The 16,270-nt window shown below is 39.5% G+C and carries 14 protein-coding genes and 2 pseudogenes; 9 read left to right on the top strand and 7 right to left on the bottom strand.

Annotated elements, in window-relative coordinates:
• Positions 1 to 1,513: 1,513 nt before the first annotated feature.
• The 3 genes and pseudogenes from PluTT01m_RS02725 to PluTT01m_RS02715 all read right to left on the bottom strand — a co-directional run.
• Positions 1,514 to 1,764: pseudogene (locus PluTT01m_RS02725) on the bottom strand (transposase); the annotation flags it as partial.
• A gap of 127 nt (positions 1,765 to 1,891) precedes the next feature.
• Complete coding sequence (locus PluTT01m_RS02720) at positions 1,892 to 2,536, bottom strand: hypothetical protein (protein ID WP_049789728.1); 645 nt, start codon at positions 2,534 to 2,536, stop codon at positions 1,892 to 1,894.
• Between the two features lie 183 nt (positions 2,537 to 2,719).
• Positions 2,720 to 3,234 (bottom strand): annotated as a pseudogene (locus PluTT01m_RS02715) (transposase); the annotation flags it as partial.
• Between the two features lie 219 nt (positions 3,235 to 3,453).
• Between PluTT01m_RS02715 and movA the strand changes: the two are divergent.
• From movA to PluTT01m_RS02680, 8 genes are all read left to right on the top strand, one after another.
• A complete protein-coding gene (gene movA, locus PluTT01m_RS28380) occupies positions 3,454 to 3,531 on the top strand; it encodes a methanobactin-like peptide MovA (RefSeq protein WP_434086436.1) in 78 nt (25 codons plus the stop codon).
• A gap of 58 nt (positions 3,532 to 3,589) precedes the next feature.
• Entirely contained in the window at positions 3,590 to 4,666 is a 1,077-nt protein-coding gene (locus PluTT01m_RS02710; RefSeq protein ID WP_011144912.1) for a multinuclear nonheme iron-dependent oxidase, read from the top strand.
• 3 nt (positions 4,667 to 4,669) lie between these two features.
• Positions 4,670 to 5,449 carry a multinuclear nonheme iron-dependent oxidase gene (locus PluTT01m_RS02705; RefSeq protein ID WP_011144911.1) on the top strand — a complete coding sequence of 260 codons (780 nt, stop codon included), beginning with the start codon at positions 4,670 to 4,672 and terminating at the stop codon, positions 5,447 to 5,449.
• The gene (locus tag PluTT01m_RS02700) at positions 5,424 to 5,930 is read left to right on the top strand and encodes a hypothetical protein (RefSeq protein WP_041379898.1); all 507 of its coding nucleotides are present in this window, start codon (positions 5,424 to 5,426) and stop codon (positions 5,928 to 5,930) included. The genes PluTT01m_RS02705 and PluTT01m_RS02700 overlap by 26 nt, the downstream gene beginning before the upstream one ends.
• Positions 5,899 to 7,128, top strand: a complete 1,230-nt coding sequence (locus tag PluTT01m_RS02695) for an MATE family efflux transporter (RefSeq protein ID WP_041379897.1) — start codon at positions 5,899 to 5,901, stop codon at positions 7,126 to 7,128. The genes PluTT01m_RS02700 and PluTT01m_RS02695 overlap by 32 nt, the downstream gene beginning before the upstream one ends.
• Positions 7,089 to 7,631: a GNAT family N-acetyltransferase gene (locus PluTT01m_RS02690; RefSeq protein ID WP_011144909.1), complete on the top strand. Its 543-nt coding sequence runs from the start codon at positions 7,089 to 7,091 to the stop codon at positions 7,629 to 7,631. The genes PluTT01m_RS02695 and PluTT01m_RS02690 overlap by 40 nt, the downstream gene beginning before the upstream one ends.
• 329 nt (positions 7,632 to 7,960) lie before the next feature.
• Positions 7,961 to 9,328, top strand: coding sequence for a pyridoxal-phosphate dependent enzyme (locus PluTT01m_RS02685; protein WP_011144908.1), 1,368 nt, complete (start codon positions 7,961 to 7,963; stop codon positions 9,326 to 9,328).
• Positions 9,329 to 9,345: 17 nt separating this feature from the next.
• Entirely contained in the window at positions 9,346 to 10,500 is a 1,155-nt protein-coding gene (locus tag PluTT01m_RS02680) for a trans-sulfuration enzyme family protein (protein ID WP_011144907.1), read from the top strand.
• Between the two features lie 90 nt (positions 10,501 to 10,590).
• Here PluTT01m_RS02680 and deoD read toward each other — a convergent pair whose 3' ends face one another.
• The 4 genes from deoD to PluTT01m_RS02660 all read right to left on the bottom strand — a co-directional run bounded on the left by deoD (position 10,591) and on the right by PluTT01m_RS02660 (position 15,184).
• Positions 10,591 to 11,307 carry a purine-nucleoside phosphorylase gene (gene deoD / locus PluTT01m_RS02675; protein WP_011144906.1) on the bottom strand — a complete coding sequence of 239 codons (717 nt, stop codon included), beginning with the start codon at positions 11,305 to 11,307 and terminating at the stop codon, positions 10,591 to 10,593.
• A gap of 82 nt (positions 11,308 to 11,389) precedes the next feature.
• Positions 11,390 to 12,613 (bottom strand): phosphopentomutase, encoded by a 1,224-nt coding sequence (gene deoB / locus PluTT01m_RS02670; protein WP_011144905.1) that lies wholly within the window; start codon positions 12,611 to 12,613, stop codon positions 11,390 to 11,392.
• A gap of 199 nt (positions 12,614 to 12,812) precedes the next feature.
• On the bottom strand, positions 12,813 to 13,592 hold the full coding sequence (gene deoC, locus PluTT01m_RS02665) for a deoxyribose-phosphate aldolase (RefSeq protein ID WP_011144904.1): 780 nt from the start codon (positions 13,590 to 13,592) through the stop codon (positions 12,813 to 12,815).
• Between the two features lie 326 nt (positions 13,593 to 13,918).
• Positions 13,919 to 15,184, bottom strand: a complete 1,266-nt coding sequence (locus PluTT01m_RS02660) for a NupC/NupG family nucleoside CNT transporter (protein ID WP_173362516.1) — start codon at positions 15,182 to 15,184, stop codon at positions 13,919 to 13,921.
• 324 nt (positions 15,185 to 15,508) lie between these two features.
• On the opposite strand from PluTT01m_RS02660, the gene PluTT01m_RS02655 reads away from it, so the two are divergent.
• Positions 15,509 to 16,204, top strand: coding sequence for a phosphohydrolase (locus PluTT01m_RS02655; protein ID WP_011144902.1), 696 nt, complete (start codon positions 15,509 to 15,511; stop codon positions 16,202 to 16,204).
• The last annotated feature ends 66 nt before the right edge of the window (positions 16,205 to 16,270 follow it).

Genomic DNA, 16,270 nt, shown 5'->3' with positions numbered 1-16,270 from the left:
GCTAATAACACCTGAGTCCGAAATTCTGCCGGATTCAGGAAATTTAATTTTGAGCCGAGTTATCAAACTGCTGATAATTTTTTCAATATCGAATAATACCTCATTACACCAGCAAGGGTAAAAAGCCTAGCAGATTAATCAGCCAGAAAAGTGATCACCGTTGGACAGGTATTTTAGCGTTAACAAAGCACGAAAAAAGTTTAGAAAATAAGGATATGAATTGATTTTAATCCCAGATCACATTAAAGACATAAAAAGCAGCATAGTTTAAATCAAATCGTAGACTAAACTGATTAAAACAGTGTAAAGCCGTTTAATCCAGAGTATTTTACAGTTTTACATAATAAATGAAAAATAATAACACTGTAATTAACCAGATTCGTATTCTGTTAAATCATTCACTTGAACTTTTTTATGACAGATTATTTAACTGGTTTATGGAAAAATTTATACCATTTAAAAAAATTATTAAAGTCTGCTCCTTTGGGAAAATAGATTGTTTGATTAAATTACTCATATGATCATATTCCCTCTTTTCCAGAAACATGAACATTAACAAAACCAATTTTTTTCTTATTTTTCACTGAAATATTTATGATAGACGGCTTTTAAGCTACTATTAAAAATCATTTTTTTAATCTCTGGTTTTAATCGGCATAAGGTTTTAACCGTTATTTTTATCCTTTATACATTTTATTTTTACTGGCTCTGTTTTACTGGTAATCCTGAGTGGTTTTTATCAATCAGTCGGTAAATAGCCTGACGATATTAAAGATATCCCTTGATGTTTTTTCCGATAACCCCTCTTTTTTTTAAAAAGCTTAAATCCGACCAGATTAACCGTTTTATCTCTTTTTTATTGCATTATTTTTATAGCTTACGCCTTAAAATGACGGTGAGAAAACATCTCACTTTCAGTTCATTAAAAAACTTTCTCTATCGTGCTGATTGTTTTTTAACTTGCCATTAATGGTTAATGGGTTTCGATTAAATGTCATTAACTGCCCTGCTAAAAAGTGAATTTTATTATGTTAAATCAAGCTGTTATATAAATCCTTTAATCTATCCGCACTCGTATTTTCAAATGATTATGGCCGTAAATAGGCCGTTTTTAATCACTCTATACCTTTTACAAATCTGGCATTAATGGAGTACCTGTTTTTACCCCTTAGCTGACTCATCAACGATAAAAAGGATTTTATTATCACTAGAAAAGATTTAATAAATGGTATTTACGTTTTATATCCCCTATTTATCTTACCCATTTTCATTAAATTTGCATTCATTTTGCTCGTTTCTCCTTTTCATGCATTTGATTTTTCAGGTTTAAAACCAAAGAAGGTAATAGATTAAATAATGGTATTAAGATCAAAGTCCATTTTTTAAATGATTTTTAAAATCCGGTTAATCCTGTTAAATGTTTTGAATCAGTTCAGGGATACGTAAACACTAAGGTTTTTTCAAGAGTTAATTGACCTCTTGAAAATCGTTCATTATGTTTTTTCCCCTAATGGCGGCGCATTTCATACCAGCTCTGATCCAGTATCGCGCGATTTAATCCGGATTTTGCCCTGACGTGGCGCCCGGGGTGTTCAACCATCCCCGCCGCTGATTTTGACAGGTTTTTCACCTTTAAGTCCTCAATGACGATCATGGCGTGGTTTTCGCTGATAGTCATCGTGACTTTATGAAGGTAATCTTTGCGGATATTGCGATACGGGCATGTATGCTCTGGATTTTGCGTTTCTACTTTTGCCAATTATTCCTCTCCAGCTTTATGTCGGCGGGAGTACCCTTTCGAAGGAAAAGATGGCACCGTGACTTTTAGCATGGCCTCAGTGCCGCCGATATAATCCTTCCGCTTTTTCAGAGAAAACCTTTTAATTTCCAGCTAGTTTTCAATATATATCTTAGCTATTTTCTCAAATAAAGAGCTTTTACTGACCTCCCTTAACCTTAATATATCGTTGGTAAAAGAACGTAGGAAAATAGATGTGATATTTTGTTCCATCGCATTTATCTGTTTTCCCTCTTTATCCATAGTCAGAATATTGTAAATTAAGTTCTCTTTTGCAATCGTTTGATTAGGTGAATTGCATGGTGATACAAAATACAATAAATCATCTCCCCTTGGTTGAAGATAAATATGTTCATACTGGCTATTCTGTTTAGGCGCTAAGTAATAGGGCAAAACTGTTTCAAAAGCATCAATTATATTACCACGTTTTTCTGCCGATAAATAAATTCGTGAATTATAAAATTCAGGTTCTATTTCATAATTCTCTTCAAGCTCTTTTAGAAAAATTCTTTTAATATGCAATCCTACAATCGCAGAAAAAACATTGCATAAAAATTTGCTATTTTCTTCAAATTTATCAATAAATCCTTTTATGTCATATTCCTGGTCGGAAAGATAAAAAAAGTGAACTGCTTTACAGACCGCTGGCAAACCCCATTCAAAATAATGAGGTTTGTTTTTTTCATTATGAAAAATGCTGTGTCCATTTTTTCTCACTAAGCTGGTCTGAGCACTCACCCAAATGCCATTTTGGACCCTGCTACACTGAATATTCCCCCATCCACAGATAAAAATAATAAAGCCTTGCGATCAGCAACTCTATCTGCTTGATATTTTGAACTGTTGCTACCAAAAGGCATTGTATTTTCACTTTCAGCAACCCACAAAAACGGGCCTAATGGTGCCCATGATACTGCTTTAATAGGTACAGGGGGGCACAGCTCGCTGTTCGTTCCTTGATTTGTGCAGATTGACACTGGTTTTCAGACGGGTGCTGTCAGTACAGAGTACCCGTCCACCGACCAATCTCTTGGCAATCGCTTACTCAACAATGTTGTAAAAAATTTGCCGGAAGACCTCGCTGTGACTGAAACGACGACGACATTTCTGACTCAGGGTTGAGGAATCGGGGACCTTCTCTGTCAGTCCGAGGCGCAGAAACCCGTGGTAAGCCACATTAACCTGAATTTCCTGTACCAGACAGCGTTCACTGGAAATACCAAATAAAACTAGTCCAGTAACATCATCTTGAGCAACATAACTGGATCGATAGCCGGTCAGCCATTATTGTGGCAATACAATGGGACTACTAATTCGCGGATAAATTCGAAATCAATGACGGCATCGACTTGACGGACCAAATGATTTTTAAGGGCCAGCTCGTCAAACAAGAGCGTTTCTGGTGAGAAAGTCTGGAGAGGGGGTGTTCTTAACATGGCCGCAAACCCCGTTTGGTGAACGGAGCTTAATTAAAGCAAATTGCGGGTTGAAAAATCATAACTTTGTCAATAACCTGACTGTAACATATTATTAACATTTATTGTGATATAAATCACAATTAAAAAGAAAATAAAAAGACACTGTGAATATTATAAATTATATAGTGAGGTGACTTTATGAAAAGTCATTTTTAAAATTAAATCGAGGATATAAACATGCAAAAGAAAACATCTGTTGAAATTGAGGTCGAAGTTGAAGATAAAGAAATGACCTGCGGTTCATACAATAAATAAAAATATTGGCGTATGGCTAACCAATTTGGTTGGCCATGTTCTACATAAGGAAGCAGACATGAGAATAGCATGTGGTTTTAATCCTAATTTTCTTAGCGGTGAAATACACATACCGAGTAAAGTATCGATGATAGAATTAGGGATTACTGCATACAATATTTTATCAGTTGCAGAAAAAAGAACTCCATTCGAAAGATACAATGGAAAATTCTCTCTTCACATCGCCAGAAGTGCAATAACAGAAGATATTCAATCAGGCTGTAACTATATTAATAACATTATGCCACGAATAATCAACACGGAAAAAACAATTAGCATTGGTTTTCATTTGTGTGGAAATAGAAAAGATAACATTGGTAAATATGGTTTTACTCCCCATTATGAAAGAAGCAAGAGGAAAGAAAGAAATGCTATAAATTTCTTAAAAAGGGTTTCTCACACATATCAGATAGATACATGGATAGAAAATTCAAACTTTTACTCTGGTGGACCAAGTGAGATCTCTAACGCGATAATAAGCGCGAATTACATAAGTAAAGAAAGTAATTCTAAACAAATAGTTGACCTGGCTCATCTAATCATCAATTCAGTAAATGCAAAAGTTGATCCTCTTATATTTATTGGAATGATAGATTGGGATAATGTAGTCGAGGTTCATCTATCAGGAATAATTGAGGGAAAGGATGGAGCATTTCATGATGGACATCCAGAGAGAATTCATCATATTGTTTGGGATTCTTTTGAGAAAATAGTTTCCAGCAAATTAATCAAAAAAAATTTCTATATAAATATTGAGCACACAGAAAATTCTTGGTTAAAGAACTTATCTGGTTATAATAATGACTTTGAAAAATTGAATTCAATATTATTAAAAAATAAAGAAACAAGTAAACCCTCAAATACCAACATGAGCAATTATGCGAAATCATACCTATCAAAAACTCTGCTAGCAGCCATAAAAAACAAGAAGGAAATTGAAATCGCTAAGTCGGAAAACATTGAGTCGCTTATATCTAGTTGGATATTAAGTATAGAAGAAAGTGAAGTAAACCTATGCCTAACAAAAGAAGAGGAAGATGAAACTATAAATTCAGTTCATTATTTAAAATCATTCGAAAGTTTTGTGAATAGGTGAATCATGAAAATAGGAACCAATTGGTCGGGAAATAGAGAACTAAGCGTTCTAAAGGAGATAATATCATTAAGAAAGGTCGATTTCATAGAGATATTAATAGATAACTTTTTGCAGTGCACTCCTGACTCAATACTTGGCATAAGCAAAGGATTACCGATAGCGTTTCATATCATGAACTCTAAATATATGCACAGAAGCAAACAAGATTTAGAGAGTATAGGGAAAAGAATAAAATTACTCCAAAAAGAACTAAACCCCATATATATATCTGATCATGTTGGTATTTTTTATCATAATAGCTATCCTTTACCAACAATGGGTGAAATAGATTACTCTTCTGAAAAAGATAAATACTTCGATTCAGTAAGCCTTTGGCAAGATATAATTGGCGAAAAAATTTATTTAGAAAACTTCCCTTCAATACTTGATGAAAACGCCAAGCTACAACCAGATTTTTTTAAAGAAATGACAAAAAAATGCGGTAATGGACTTTTGTTCGACATATCAAATGCTGTAATTGCACAAGAAAACACGGGAACCCCATTTGAAGAATGGCTTGATATAGAAATGAACCATCTTCACATTGGTGGTTATGCAGAAACATCATTACGCCCTAGTTTTTTGGTTGACACTCATGCAGATAGAATATCTAATCTTTCATTAAAGTATTTTAATAAATTGGGAACAGAAAGTAAGGACAATCTTACATCACTATCTGTTGAAAGAGATGATAATTTTGTATTAGGAGACTGGATTAATGACATCGAATTATGCAGACAATAGAAATTGTTACTCTTATGTTGTAACTGGAGAATCCGCATTAGAACTACCAAAAAACAAATCAGACTCTCTATCTAAGCTCATGATTTATAACATAACTAATGTACTAAACAACCCTCTGAGCAGATCTAAAGCTGAAGTTTCTTTTGAAGAAGTAGAAGAATTTATACGTTGGGCAAACAAAAGGAAATATCATCTCGATTGGAGAATATTTGCATACTTTTTATCTTTCAGACATGAAAGTAAAAAGCACCTTACAGATGAGATGATGAATGATTTATTAATCTTCTCAGCAAGCCAATGGACTTATTTTGATAAAAGCGAGAAAGAAGAGATAATAATATACTCCAAGATTAAAGAAGGATATAAGTTTATAGCAAAAAAGTCAAAAAAAGCGTCAATTGCAAGAAAGTTATACATAGCTAAGATTGATATTATGGATAATGGACATCATGATGGAAGAAAAGAAATTATATATATTTGACAAGGGTATTATATTGCCATCGATAACAATGTTTAAGAGTAGAATGTTAAATATGGCAATGCAACTTATTATTACCGCACTAATATATCAATTGTCTACAGACGATGCCGGATTTTTTTTACTATCATCACAGTTGGTTCAGATATTTGTTGTTGCTTCATGTACCTTTTTCATCGGCATTAATATAAAATCAGACATTAAAAATAAAAACTACACTTACGAAAACTACACTTGGCTTCTAATAACAGGGACGGTAATAGGCTTATTAATAACTCTAATATCTGTGGTATCAATACATTATTACAGTGACCATACAGTAACGAAAAAAATAGCATGGATACTATCAATCGGAATTATACCATTATGTATATATTCTGTTAACTGCGCAATTCTAGAGTCTACAAAACAAGAAAGGTACATGGTAAAAGTCAACTCATTCAGTATATTAACAAATGTATTCGCCCTGATTGCATTATACTTATTTACTGGTGATTTAATATTTTCTATTGCTCTTGCTATCAGTATCTCAAGGGCATACATGGCCATCTCATCTTCAATCCCATTAATAAAATTTATAAAATGGAAAAAAGTTGACTTACCTTACATTAAAGATATTGTGAATATAGGAATAAATGAGGCTTTAACATCTACATCATTAGTGATATTGATGTCTATTTTAATAAGGTTTGTATCGACATTAATTTCAAACATAGAATTATCAAAGTTATTTGTTTACATGGGGGTTATGAATTATCTATTTGTCACGGGCTTTTCTGCTGTTATTTCATTGGCTGCAAATTACAGAAGTGATGAAAACAATTTTTTAAATATAGCTATAGGTACCAACTTATTTTACCTTATTATCTTTTCAACCGTCTCACCATTAATCAGTTTGATGGTATTCAATACGCTAACAGAAACAATAGATATAATAACTTGTGCATTAGTCATATTCTTTGACTTGATTTCCTTATCTATTATTAACAGAATAAGGAGCAAATCACCAAATTCAAAATCTGTATATCTTAAGGTGATTCCCATTACCACCATACTTGTGGTCACCTCTACATTAATTAGCCCGACATCATTCGAAATCTTATTGATTTTTGTATGCAGTAATATACTGTATACGCTAATTTCATTAATATGGTACTCGCTATGGAAAAAGAAATCTTTATTTTTAGAGAAGTTAACGTAGAAGATGCAAACAATCTCATTGTTTTTTTTAATGATTTGGATAACACATCGGAATTTATGTTGCTTGAGCCAGAAGAAAGAAAAACAAGCGTTGAAGAACAGGCGGATATAATAAAAGGATTCGGAAAAGACAGGCAAATGTTAATATGCGAAGATAGCAAAAACATTGTTGGCTTTATTGTTATATCTAGAGGGGTGTTCAATAGGAACAGGCATCTGGGTTCTATTGTTCTTGGAGTAAAAAAAGAATATAGAAATAAAGGCATAGCAAGAACCCTACTCAACAAAGCGCAAGATTGGTCACGGAAAAATGGAGTTAGTAGACTTGAATTAACCGTTGCAATAAAAAACACATTGGCAATAAAGCTGTATTTGTCATCAGGTTTTATTTTTTCTGGCATCAGAACTAGCTCACTATTTATAAATGGTGAACTGACAGATGAATACTATATGACTAAAGGAATATCTGAAACAGTAATAGACAATGTAACAAACAACCGGTGATTAAGCTAAGATTTTTTGTGGAAGGAACAATATACCCTATGGATTTCAAGATGGATCGCGGCGGCAAGGGAGTGAATCCCCGGGGGCATAGATAACGATGTGACCGGGGTGAGCGAGTGCAGCCAACAAAGAGGCAACTTGAAAGAGGACGGGTATACCTCACACTTTAATAAATTGGGAAATCTAAACGTCTATACTTCTTAACATCTAAAATAAAACTAATATATTCCTTTTAGCTATATATGGTTGCTATTCATTCTTTCAAACAAATACATATACAGCGTTATCCTCCATAACTATCTGAATACAACGGATTATCTGGATATGATATGACCACATCACGCTCTGTTCTCGATATGATTGGTAATACCCCATTGCTGGAGTTAACGCATCTGAATACCGGTCCATGTCAATTATTTATTAAGCTGGAGAATCAAAATCCCGGCGGATCTATTAAAGATCGCGTTGCTCTTTCCATGATCGAGCAGGCGGAAGAACAAGGGTTACTTCAATCTGGTGGGACAATTATCGAAGCTACTGCTGGTAATACCGGCATCGGGTTGGCACTGGTCGCTGCCTTGAAAGGCTATAAATTGATTCTGGTTGTTCCAGATAAGATGAGCCGAGAGAAGGTGTTTCATCTGCGTGCTCTGGGTACCGATGTACGTCTTACTCGTTCTGATGTCAGCAAAGGTCATCCAGAGTACTATCAAGATTATGCCCTACGTCTGGCGCAAGAGATCCCCGGTGCTTATTATATCGATCAGTTCAATAATCCGGCTAATTCAGCAGCGCATACTACCACTACCGGACCGGAAATCTGGCAGCAAATGGACCACAATGTCGATGCCGTGGTGATCGGTGTCGGGTCCGGCGGTACGCTCGGCGGTTTGAGCCACTATTTCGCTCAAGTTTCGCCGGAAACTGAGTTTGTTCTGGCAGATCCAACTGGTTCTATCTTGGTAGACTATATCGAACACGGCAAATATGGTGAGGCCGGGAGTTGGCAGGTGGAAGGTATTGGCGAAGATTTTGTCCCTCCTCTGGGCAATTTCAGTCGAGTGCACCACGCATACCGTGTCAGTGATGCAGAAGCTTTCTCCAGTGCCCGTGATCTGTTGCTAAAGGAAGGTGTGCTGGCGGGTTCTTCCAGCGGAACCTTGCTCGCCGCCGCACTGCGCTACTGCCGTGCGCAAACCACCCCCAAACGTGTGGTTACGCTAGCGTGTGACAGCGGAAACAAGTATCTGTCAAAAATGTTTAACGATTATTGGATGCTGGAACAGGGATTCCAATCACGTGTGCAACAGCACGATCTCAGCGATTATATTACTTACCGCTATCAGGATGGCGCTACGGTTTTTATATCGCCAGAAGATACGTTAAAAACTGCACATACCCGAATGCGCTTGTATGAGATTTCTCAATTACCGGTGCTGAAAGAAGAGCAAGTCGTTGGCATTATCGACGAGTGGGATTTGATGCACACCGTGCAGGCTGATCCACGCAATTTTAGCCTGCCCGTTAGCCACGCCATGACTCATCAGGTGAGAACGCTGGATAAAAACGATTCTCTGCAACAATTGATGGCAACTTTCGACGCCGGACATGTGGCGCTGATCGTCGATAATGGCCGTTTTCTTGGGCTGGTAACTCGCACAGATGTGCTGAACGCATGGCGTCAGCAACTTAATTGATTTTTAGGAATGACTTTATGACCAAGTTCGATACTAAAACTGTTCACGCCGGCTACACACCAGATCACACGGGTGCGGTAATGCCGGCAATTTATGCAACATCAACTTACGCCCAATCAGCCCCCGGTCAACACACTGGTTATGAATATTCCCGTAGTGGCAACCCAACTCGTGATGCTCTGGAAAGCGCGATCGCCGAACTGGAAAACGGTAGCCGAGGCTACGCTTTTAGTTCAGGGCTCGCTGCCAGTTCCACGGTGCTAGAACTCTTGGATAAGGATAGCCATTTGGTGGCAGTCGATGATCTGTACGGTGGTACCTACCGGCTACTCGAAAAAGTACGTAGCCGCACCGCCGGTTTGCGTGTCACTTACGTGGAAGCCAATGATATTTCCGGCCTTGAAGCAGCCATTCGTCCCGATACAAAAATGATTTGGGTGGAGACTCCTACCAATCCGTTGCTGAAACTGGCCGATCTGACGGCTATCGCACAAATAGCGCAACGTCACAGTATTATTAGTGTTGCAGATAACACTTTCGCTTCACCATATCTCCAACGCCCAGTTGATTTGGGATTTGATATCGTCGTGCACTCCGCCACTAAATATTTAAACGGCCACTCTGATGTGATCGCAGGACTGGCCGTCGTCGGAAAAAATGCAGAACTAGCAGAAAAACTTGGTTTTCTGCAAAACTCTGTCGGTGGCGTGCTCGATCCCTTTAGTAGTTTCCTGGTGCTGCGCGGAATGCGGACACTTGCCCTACGTATGCAGCGCCACATTGATAGTGCATCAAAGATCGCACATTGGTTGGAGCAACAACCTCAGATCGAAACCGTTTTCTATCCCGGTCTCGCTTCCCATCCACAGCATGAATTGGCGAAGCGTCAAATGAAAGGCTTTGGTGGTATGATTTCTGTTCACTTAAAAGGTGATGATGATTATGCCCGCCGGTTAATTCAAGAGCTAAAACTATTTACCCTGGCAGAAAGTCTGGGCGGGGTGGAGAGCCTGATCAGCCAACCATTCAGTATGACTCACGCGTCTATTCCATTAGAAAAACGCCTTGCTTCTGGGATCACGCCACAGTTGGTACGCATTTCTGTGGGTATAGAGGATGCAGAGGATCTTATCGCCGATTTGGCTCAAGCGTTAGAAAAAGCCGCTCAATAAAAGAATAATGCCAGCCAATTTTTTCAACTGGCTGGCATTTAAATAAAAACGGCTCTTTTTATGCAATCAACAGCAAATGTAGAACCGGAATTATTTATCACCCAACAGAACGGATTCCAGTGCGATTTCAATCATTTCATTGAAAGTCGTCTGGCGTTCCTCGGCGGTCAGTTTTTCATGAGTGCGGATGTGATCAGAAACGGTACAGATAGTCAGTGCTTTTGCGCCATATTCAGCCGCAACACCGTAAAAACCCGCAGCTTCCATTTCTACGCCCAAAATGCCATATTTTTCCATGATATCGAACAGTTGTGGATCAGGTGTATAGAACAGTTCAACCGAGAAGATGTTACCTACACGCACATTGATGTTTTTTGCTTTAGCCGCGTCAACAGCATTACGGACCAGATCGAAATCAGCAATCGCCGCAAAATCGTGATCTTTAAAGCGTATACGGTTAACTTTGGAATCAGTACATGCCCCCATGCCAATAACGACATCACGCAATTTAACATCGTGACGTACTGAACCACAGGAACCTACACGGATAAGAACTTTAGCACCGAAATCGGTGATAAGCTCTTTCGCATAGATAGAGCAGGATGGAATACCCATACCATGCCCCATCACAGAAATTGGGCGGCCTTTATAAGTACCAGTAAACCCCAACATACCGCGTACATCGTTTACCTGCCGCACATTCTCCAGAAAAGTTTCAGCAATATATTTCGCACGTAATGGATCGCCTGGCATCAGAACAACGTCTGCAAAATCACCCATCTCAGCATTAATATGAGGCGTGGCCATAATTAAATTCCTTATTTTTTTATTTAATGGTTATTTTAGTGATATATGGCTGCCTAAAAGAAAAGCAGCCAAATAAGTGGGGTCAGAGCATTGATTTGCCATATTCCATTGGCGACAGTTCAAAATATTTAGCGACTGTCTGTCCAATATCAGCAAAAGTTTCACGGTGACCCAATGAACCAGGTTGCACTTTTGGTCCATAAATCAGCACCGGAATGTGCTCACGTGTGTGGTCAGTACCAGACCAGGTTGGATCACAACCGTGGTCGGCGGTCAGGATTAAAATGTCATCATTTTTCACCCGCTTCAGCATTTCAGGCAGACGACGGTCAAACAGTTCCAATGCCGCCGCATAACCCGGAACATCACGACGATGACCATAAGAAGAGTCGAAATCGACAAAGTTAGTGAATACGATGGTGTTGTCACCCGCTTTTTCCATTTCCACCAGCGTTGCATCAAACAATGCATCAATGCCGGTCGCTTTCACTTTTTGCGTAATGCCGACGTTTGCATAGATATCGGCAATTTTACCGATAGAAACGACTTCGCCATTTTTCTCATCGACTAATTTTTTCAGTATGGTGGGAGCAGGTGGCTCTACCGCTAAATCATGGCGATTACCGGTACGCTGGAAGTTACCCGCTTTGTCTCCAACAAACGGACGCGCAATCACCCGGCCAATGTTGTAACCGCCATCAGTCAATTCTTCACGGGCGATTTCACATAGCTCATACAGACGATCTAAACCGAATGTCTCTTCGTGGCAAGCAATCTGGAATACCGAATCAGCAGAAGTATAGAAAATCGGTTTACCCGTTTTCATATGCTCTTCACCCAGTTTATCCAGAATAACCGTACCAGAAGAGTGGCAGTTACCGAGATAACCTGGCAGATTTGCGCGTTCTACCAGTTTATCCAACAATGCCTGCGGAAAGCTGTTTTCTTCATCTTTGAAGTAACCCCAGTCAAACAGCACCGGGACACCGGCAATTTCCCAATGACCTGACGGTGTATCTTTACCGGAAGAGAGTTCACTGGCGTAAGCGTAAGCACCAATAATGTCCGCGTCTTTATCCAAGCCGGCAGGGAAAGTTCCACAGGACTCCTCAGTCGCTTTCCCCAAACCTAAACGGCTTAAGTTCGGCAAATACAGAGGCCCTTTGCGACCGATATCCGCATCACCACGGGCACACGCTTCTGCAATGTGCCCCAAGGTGTTAGATCCTTGATCACCAAATTTTTCGGCATCTTTACTGGCACCAATGCCAAAAGAATCCAATACCATGATGAATGTACGTTTCATAATTTTCTCCTGCGTCAAATCACGCTATACCCGTTATCTTTCAAATTGCCTCTTTGTTGGCTGCACTCACTCACCCCGGTTACATCGTTCGCTATGCTCCCGGGGATTCACTCCCTTGCCGTCGCGATCCATCTTAAAATCCATAGGGTATTAATCATGATTAAAGCCGTTACGCGCCGACTGATGCGGTGAGCGATTATCAATAATGGCTGCTTTGTTTTTGCCCCTGATGACCCAGAGTATTTAGCAAATTGCCTAACAAGCTAGAAGCCCCAAAACGAAAATGACGGGCATCAACCCATTTGTCACCCATGATATGATCAGCTAATGCCAGATATTGTGCAGCCTCTTCAGCGGTACGCACGCCACCAGCCGGTTTGAAGCCAACCGTTTCACCCACGCCCATCTCATGAATCACCTTCATCATGATTTCAGCACTTGCCAATGTCGCGTTAACCGGCACTTTACCTGTAGATGTTTTGATAAAATCGGCACCCGCGTTGATTGAAATTTCAGATGCCTTACGGATCAGAGATGCCTCTTTCAGTTCACCAGTTTCAATAATAACTTTTAGCAGCACATCCGCTTCTGCACAGGCGACTTTACACGCTTTTACCATCTCAAAACCGACTTGTTCATTACTGGCCATCAATGCACGGTATGGGAAAACCACATCGACCTCATCAGCGCCATAAGCAATAGCCGCTTGGGTTTCAGCTAAAGCGATGTCAATATCGTCATGACCATGTGGGAAGTTTGTCACTGTTGCAATGCGGATTTCAGGTGTGCCCTGTTCACGTAATACTTTACGTGCCAGAGGAATAAAACGAGGGTAGATACAGATAGCCGCAGTATTGCCCGCGAGGCTTTTCGCCTGATGACAAAGTGCCGTCACTTTTTCATCGGTATCATTATCATTGAGTGTCGTTAAATCCATCAAACTCAGCGCACGCTGCGCTGCTGCGGTTAAATCGGTCATAAAACTCTCCAACGTTATTATCGCGGCTAGCTTCTGCTAGATTATCACCAAATAATACACGACAAAAAATATATACCCTATGGATTTCAAGATGCATTACGGCGGCAAGGGAGCGAATCCCCGGGAGCATAGATAACGATGTGACCGGGGTGAGTGAGTGCAGCCAACAAAGAGGCAACTTGAAAGATGACGGGTATAACTCACGTCCAACAAACAATAGAGTATAAAGAGTATAAAGACGCTGCTTCTTCATCACGAATTAAAGATAAACCGGTAGGACGATAGATTGCAGGCGGGATTATCCCACCTGCCTAATTTCAGCAACGTTACAGAGCCAGGAAGAAGCCTGCGATAGTTGCACTCATTAAGTTGGATAATGTGCCCGCGATAATGGCTTTCATTCCCAAACGAGCAACATCTCCGCGGCGGTTCGGTGCCATACCGCCCAGCCCCCCTAGCAGGATAGCAACGGAAGCAAGGTTAGCAAAGCCACACAATGCGAAGGAGATAATTGCTTTAGTATGATCTGATAGAACCTGCAAACCCGCCGCCATAACCACATCATCCGGTTTCAAATAGGCACCGAAATTCATAAAAGCAACAAATTCGTTCACAACTATTTTTTGACCGATGAAAGAACCTGCTACCGTTGCTTCATTCCACGGAACACCAATCAGGTAAGCAATTGGCGCGAAGACCCACCCCAACACCAGTTCAAGAGAAAGTTGTGGATAATTAAACCAACCACCGATTCCACCGAGAATACCATTCAACAATGCAATCAGGGCAACAAACGCCAATAACATTGCCCCGACGTTCAATGCCAATTGCATACCAGAAGCAGCACCAGAGGCGGCTGCATCAATAATGTTAGCAGGACGTTCCTCTTCAGCGACCAGTGACATTGCATCAACAGTATCGCGTGGCTTTTCAGTTTCAGGCACCATCAATTTCGCGAACAACAGGCCACCTGGTGCCGCCATAAAGGAAGCCGCAATCAGATATTCCAAAGGAACACCCATTGATGCATAACCCGCCAGTACTGAACCCGCAACGGATGCCAGACCACCACTCATTACCGCAAACAGTTCAGATTGAGTCATAGTCGCAATATAAGGGCGAACAACCAGTGGTGCCTCAGTTTGGCCCACGAAAATATTCGCTGTCGCAGACAAAGATTCTGTACGTGAAGTTCCGAGAATCTTTTGCAGCCCCCCCCCCAAGACTTTGATAACTAGCTGCATAACACCAATGTAGTACAACACAGCAATCAATGAAGAGAAGAAAACAATAATAGGCAGTACACGCAGGGCGAAAACAAATCCCCCACCACCAAACAGTTCAAACATTTTGGGGGAAACTAATCCACCAAAAATAAAATCCATTCCTTGTTGACCAAACTGGATAACACTAGAAACTCCCTCAGACATACCCATTAATATTTTCTTACCTGCGGGAACATAAAGTACAAAAGCACCGATAGCGATCTGAATCAAAAAGGCACCAAGGACAGTACGGAGTTTAATAGCGCGATAATTACTGGAAAAGAGTACTGCGATCAAAATCAGCACTACCATCCCGACCAAGCTCATAAAGAGTTGCATTGGAAGAATCCCTGTTCACTTAATAATAAATTAAATATGCCAGTTGAACGTAAATCGTTCACTGACGATGAGTCGGCGCTGATTATACTCAGTCATCGGAATGAACAAGCTATTGACATCACAAATATCTACTGAAAAAAGCAATAAAAAAATGATAAATGTGATGTGAATCACACAAATTTGCGGAAATAATCTTCAATAGATAATCTAATCTCGGAATGGCAAAATAATCAACAATTAAGAAATAATTATCAGGTAAGCACAGCTAAAGGACAGAAGATAGAAGATATGAAGACATATTATATGAAAATAATGAAAGCCAATATGCTAGAAGAACGCTTGAGAGAATTTTTGAAACATCGACTCGCTCACTCTAATGATAATGCTCATGATATTGGGCATCTGATCCGTGTTGCAAATAACGCGAAAAGAATCATGGAGAAAGAAGGAGGTGAGCCTTTAATTATCATTGCCTCAAGTTACTTACATGACATTGTGTCATTACCAAAAGATCATCCAGAAAAAAAACAGTCTTCAAAACTTGCAGCACAGGAAGCCGTAAAAATTCTATCTATTGAATTTCCAGAGTTCCCAAAAGAACTTTATGATGCGGTAGAACACGCCATTATAACCCATAGCTACAGCGCAAACTTACCTGCCAAAACAATAGAAGCTAAAATACTCCAAGATGCAGACCGATTGGATGCATTAGGAGCTATTGGACTCGCCAGAGTATTTTATATAGCGGGTATGCTCGGTCAGGGGCTTTTTCATCATGATGATCCCTTTGCACTTAATCGCCCCTTGGATGACAAATCCTATACAATCGATCACTTTCAGACAAAGTTATTTAAACTCCCCGAAAAAATGAATACCACAGAGGGTAAGAAGATTGCACAATTGAATGCCCAATATTTGGTTGACTTTTTGAGCAAACTGTCGAGCGAAATTAAAGGTGATTTAATTAATACGGATGAATTTATAAAGGATTTTTTCAAGGAAAATTAATTGCAAATATTATAACCTTGGAGCTTTACCAATAGTCGTTAAAATCACTCTGTAACTGCCTATCCC

Source organism: Photorhabdus laumondii subsp. laumondii (assembly GCF_003343245.1).
In the GTDB taxonomy this organism is placed as follows: domain Bacteria; phylum Pseudomonadota; class Gammaproteobacteria; order Enterobacterales; family Enterobacteriaceae; genus Photorhabdus; species Photorhabdus laumondii.
Note: the sequence above shows the minus strand (reverse complement) of the source record. Positions and strands in the feature narration are given on the sequence as shown.

Excerpts from the sequence above, each read along its gene's own strand:
- movA (WP_434086436.1), top strand. The coding sequence starts at position 3,454 with ATGCAAAAGAAAACATCTGTTGAAATTGAGGTCGAAGTTGAAGATAAA.
- PluTT01m_RS02710 (WP_011144912.1), top strand. The coding sequence starts at position 3,590 with ATGAGAATAGCATGTGGTTTTAATCCTAATTTTCTTAGCGGTGAAATA.
- PluTT01m_RS02705 (WP_011144911.1), top strand. The coding sequence starts at position 4,670 with ATGAAAATAGGAACCAATTGGTCGGGAAATAGAGAACTAAGCGTTCTA.
- PluTT01m_RS02700 (WP_041379898.1), top strand. The coding sequence starts at position 5,424 with ATGACATCGAATTATGCAGACAATAGAAATTGTTACTCTTATGTTGTA.
- PluTT01m_RS02695 (WP_041379897.1), top strand. The coding sequence starts at position 5,899 with ATGATGGAAGAAAAGAAATTATATATATTTGACAAGGGTATTATATTG.
- PluTT01m_RS02690 (WP_011144909.1), top strand. The coding sequence starts at position 7,089 with ATGGAAAAAGAAATCTTTATTTTTAGAGAAGTTAACGTAGAAGATGCA.
- PluTT01m_RS02685 (WP_011144908.1), top strand. The coding sequence starts at position 7,961 with ATGACCACATCACGCTCTGTTCTCGATATGATTGGTAATACCCCATTG.
- PluTT01m_RS02680 (WP_011144907.1), top strand. The coding sequence starts at position 9,346 with ATGACCAAGTTCGATACTAAAACTGTTCACGCCGGCTACACACCAGAT.
- deoD (WP_011144906.1), bottom strand. The coding sequence starts at position 11,307 with ATGGCCACGCCTCATATTAATGCTGAGATGGGTGATTTTGCAGACGTT.
- deoB (WP_011144905.1), bottom strand. The coding sequence starts at position 12,613 with ATGAAACGTACATTCATCATGGTATTGGATTCTTTTGGCATTGGTGCC.
- deoC (WP_011144904.1), bottom strand. The coding sequence starts at position 13,592 with ATGACCGATTTAACCGCAGCAGCGCAGCGTGCGCTGAGTTTGATGGAT.
- PluTT01m_RS02660 (WP_173362516.1), bottom strand. The coding sequence starts at position 15,184 with ATGAGCTTGGTCGGGATGGTAGTGCTGATTTTGATCGCAGTACTCTTT.
- PluTT01m_RS02655 (WP_011144902.1), top strand. The coding sequence starts at position 15,509 with ATGAAAGCCAATATGCTAGAAGAACGCTTGAGAGAATTTTTGAAACAT.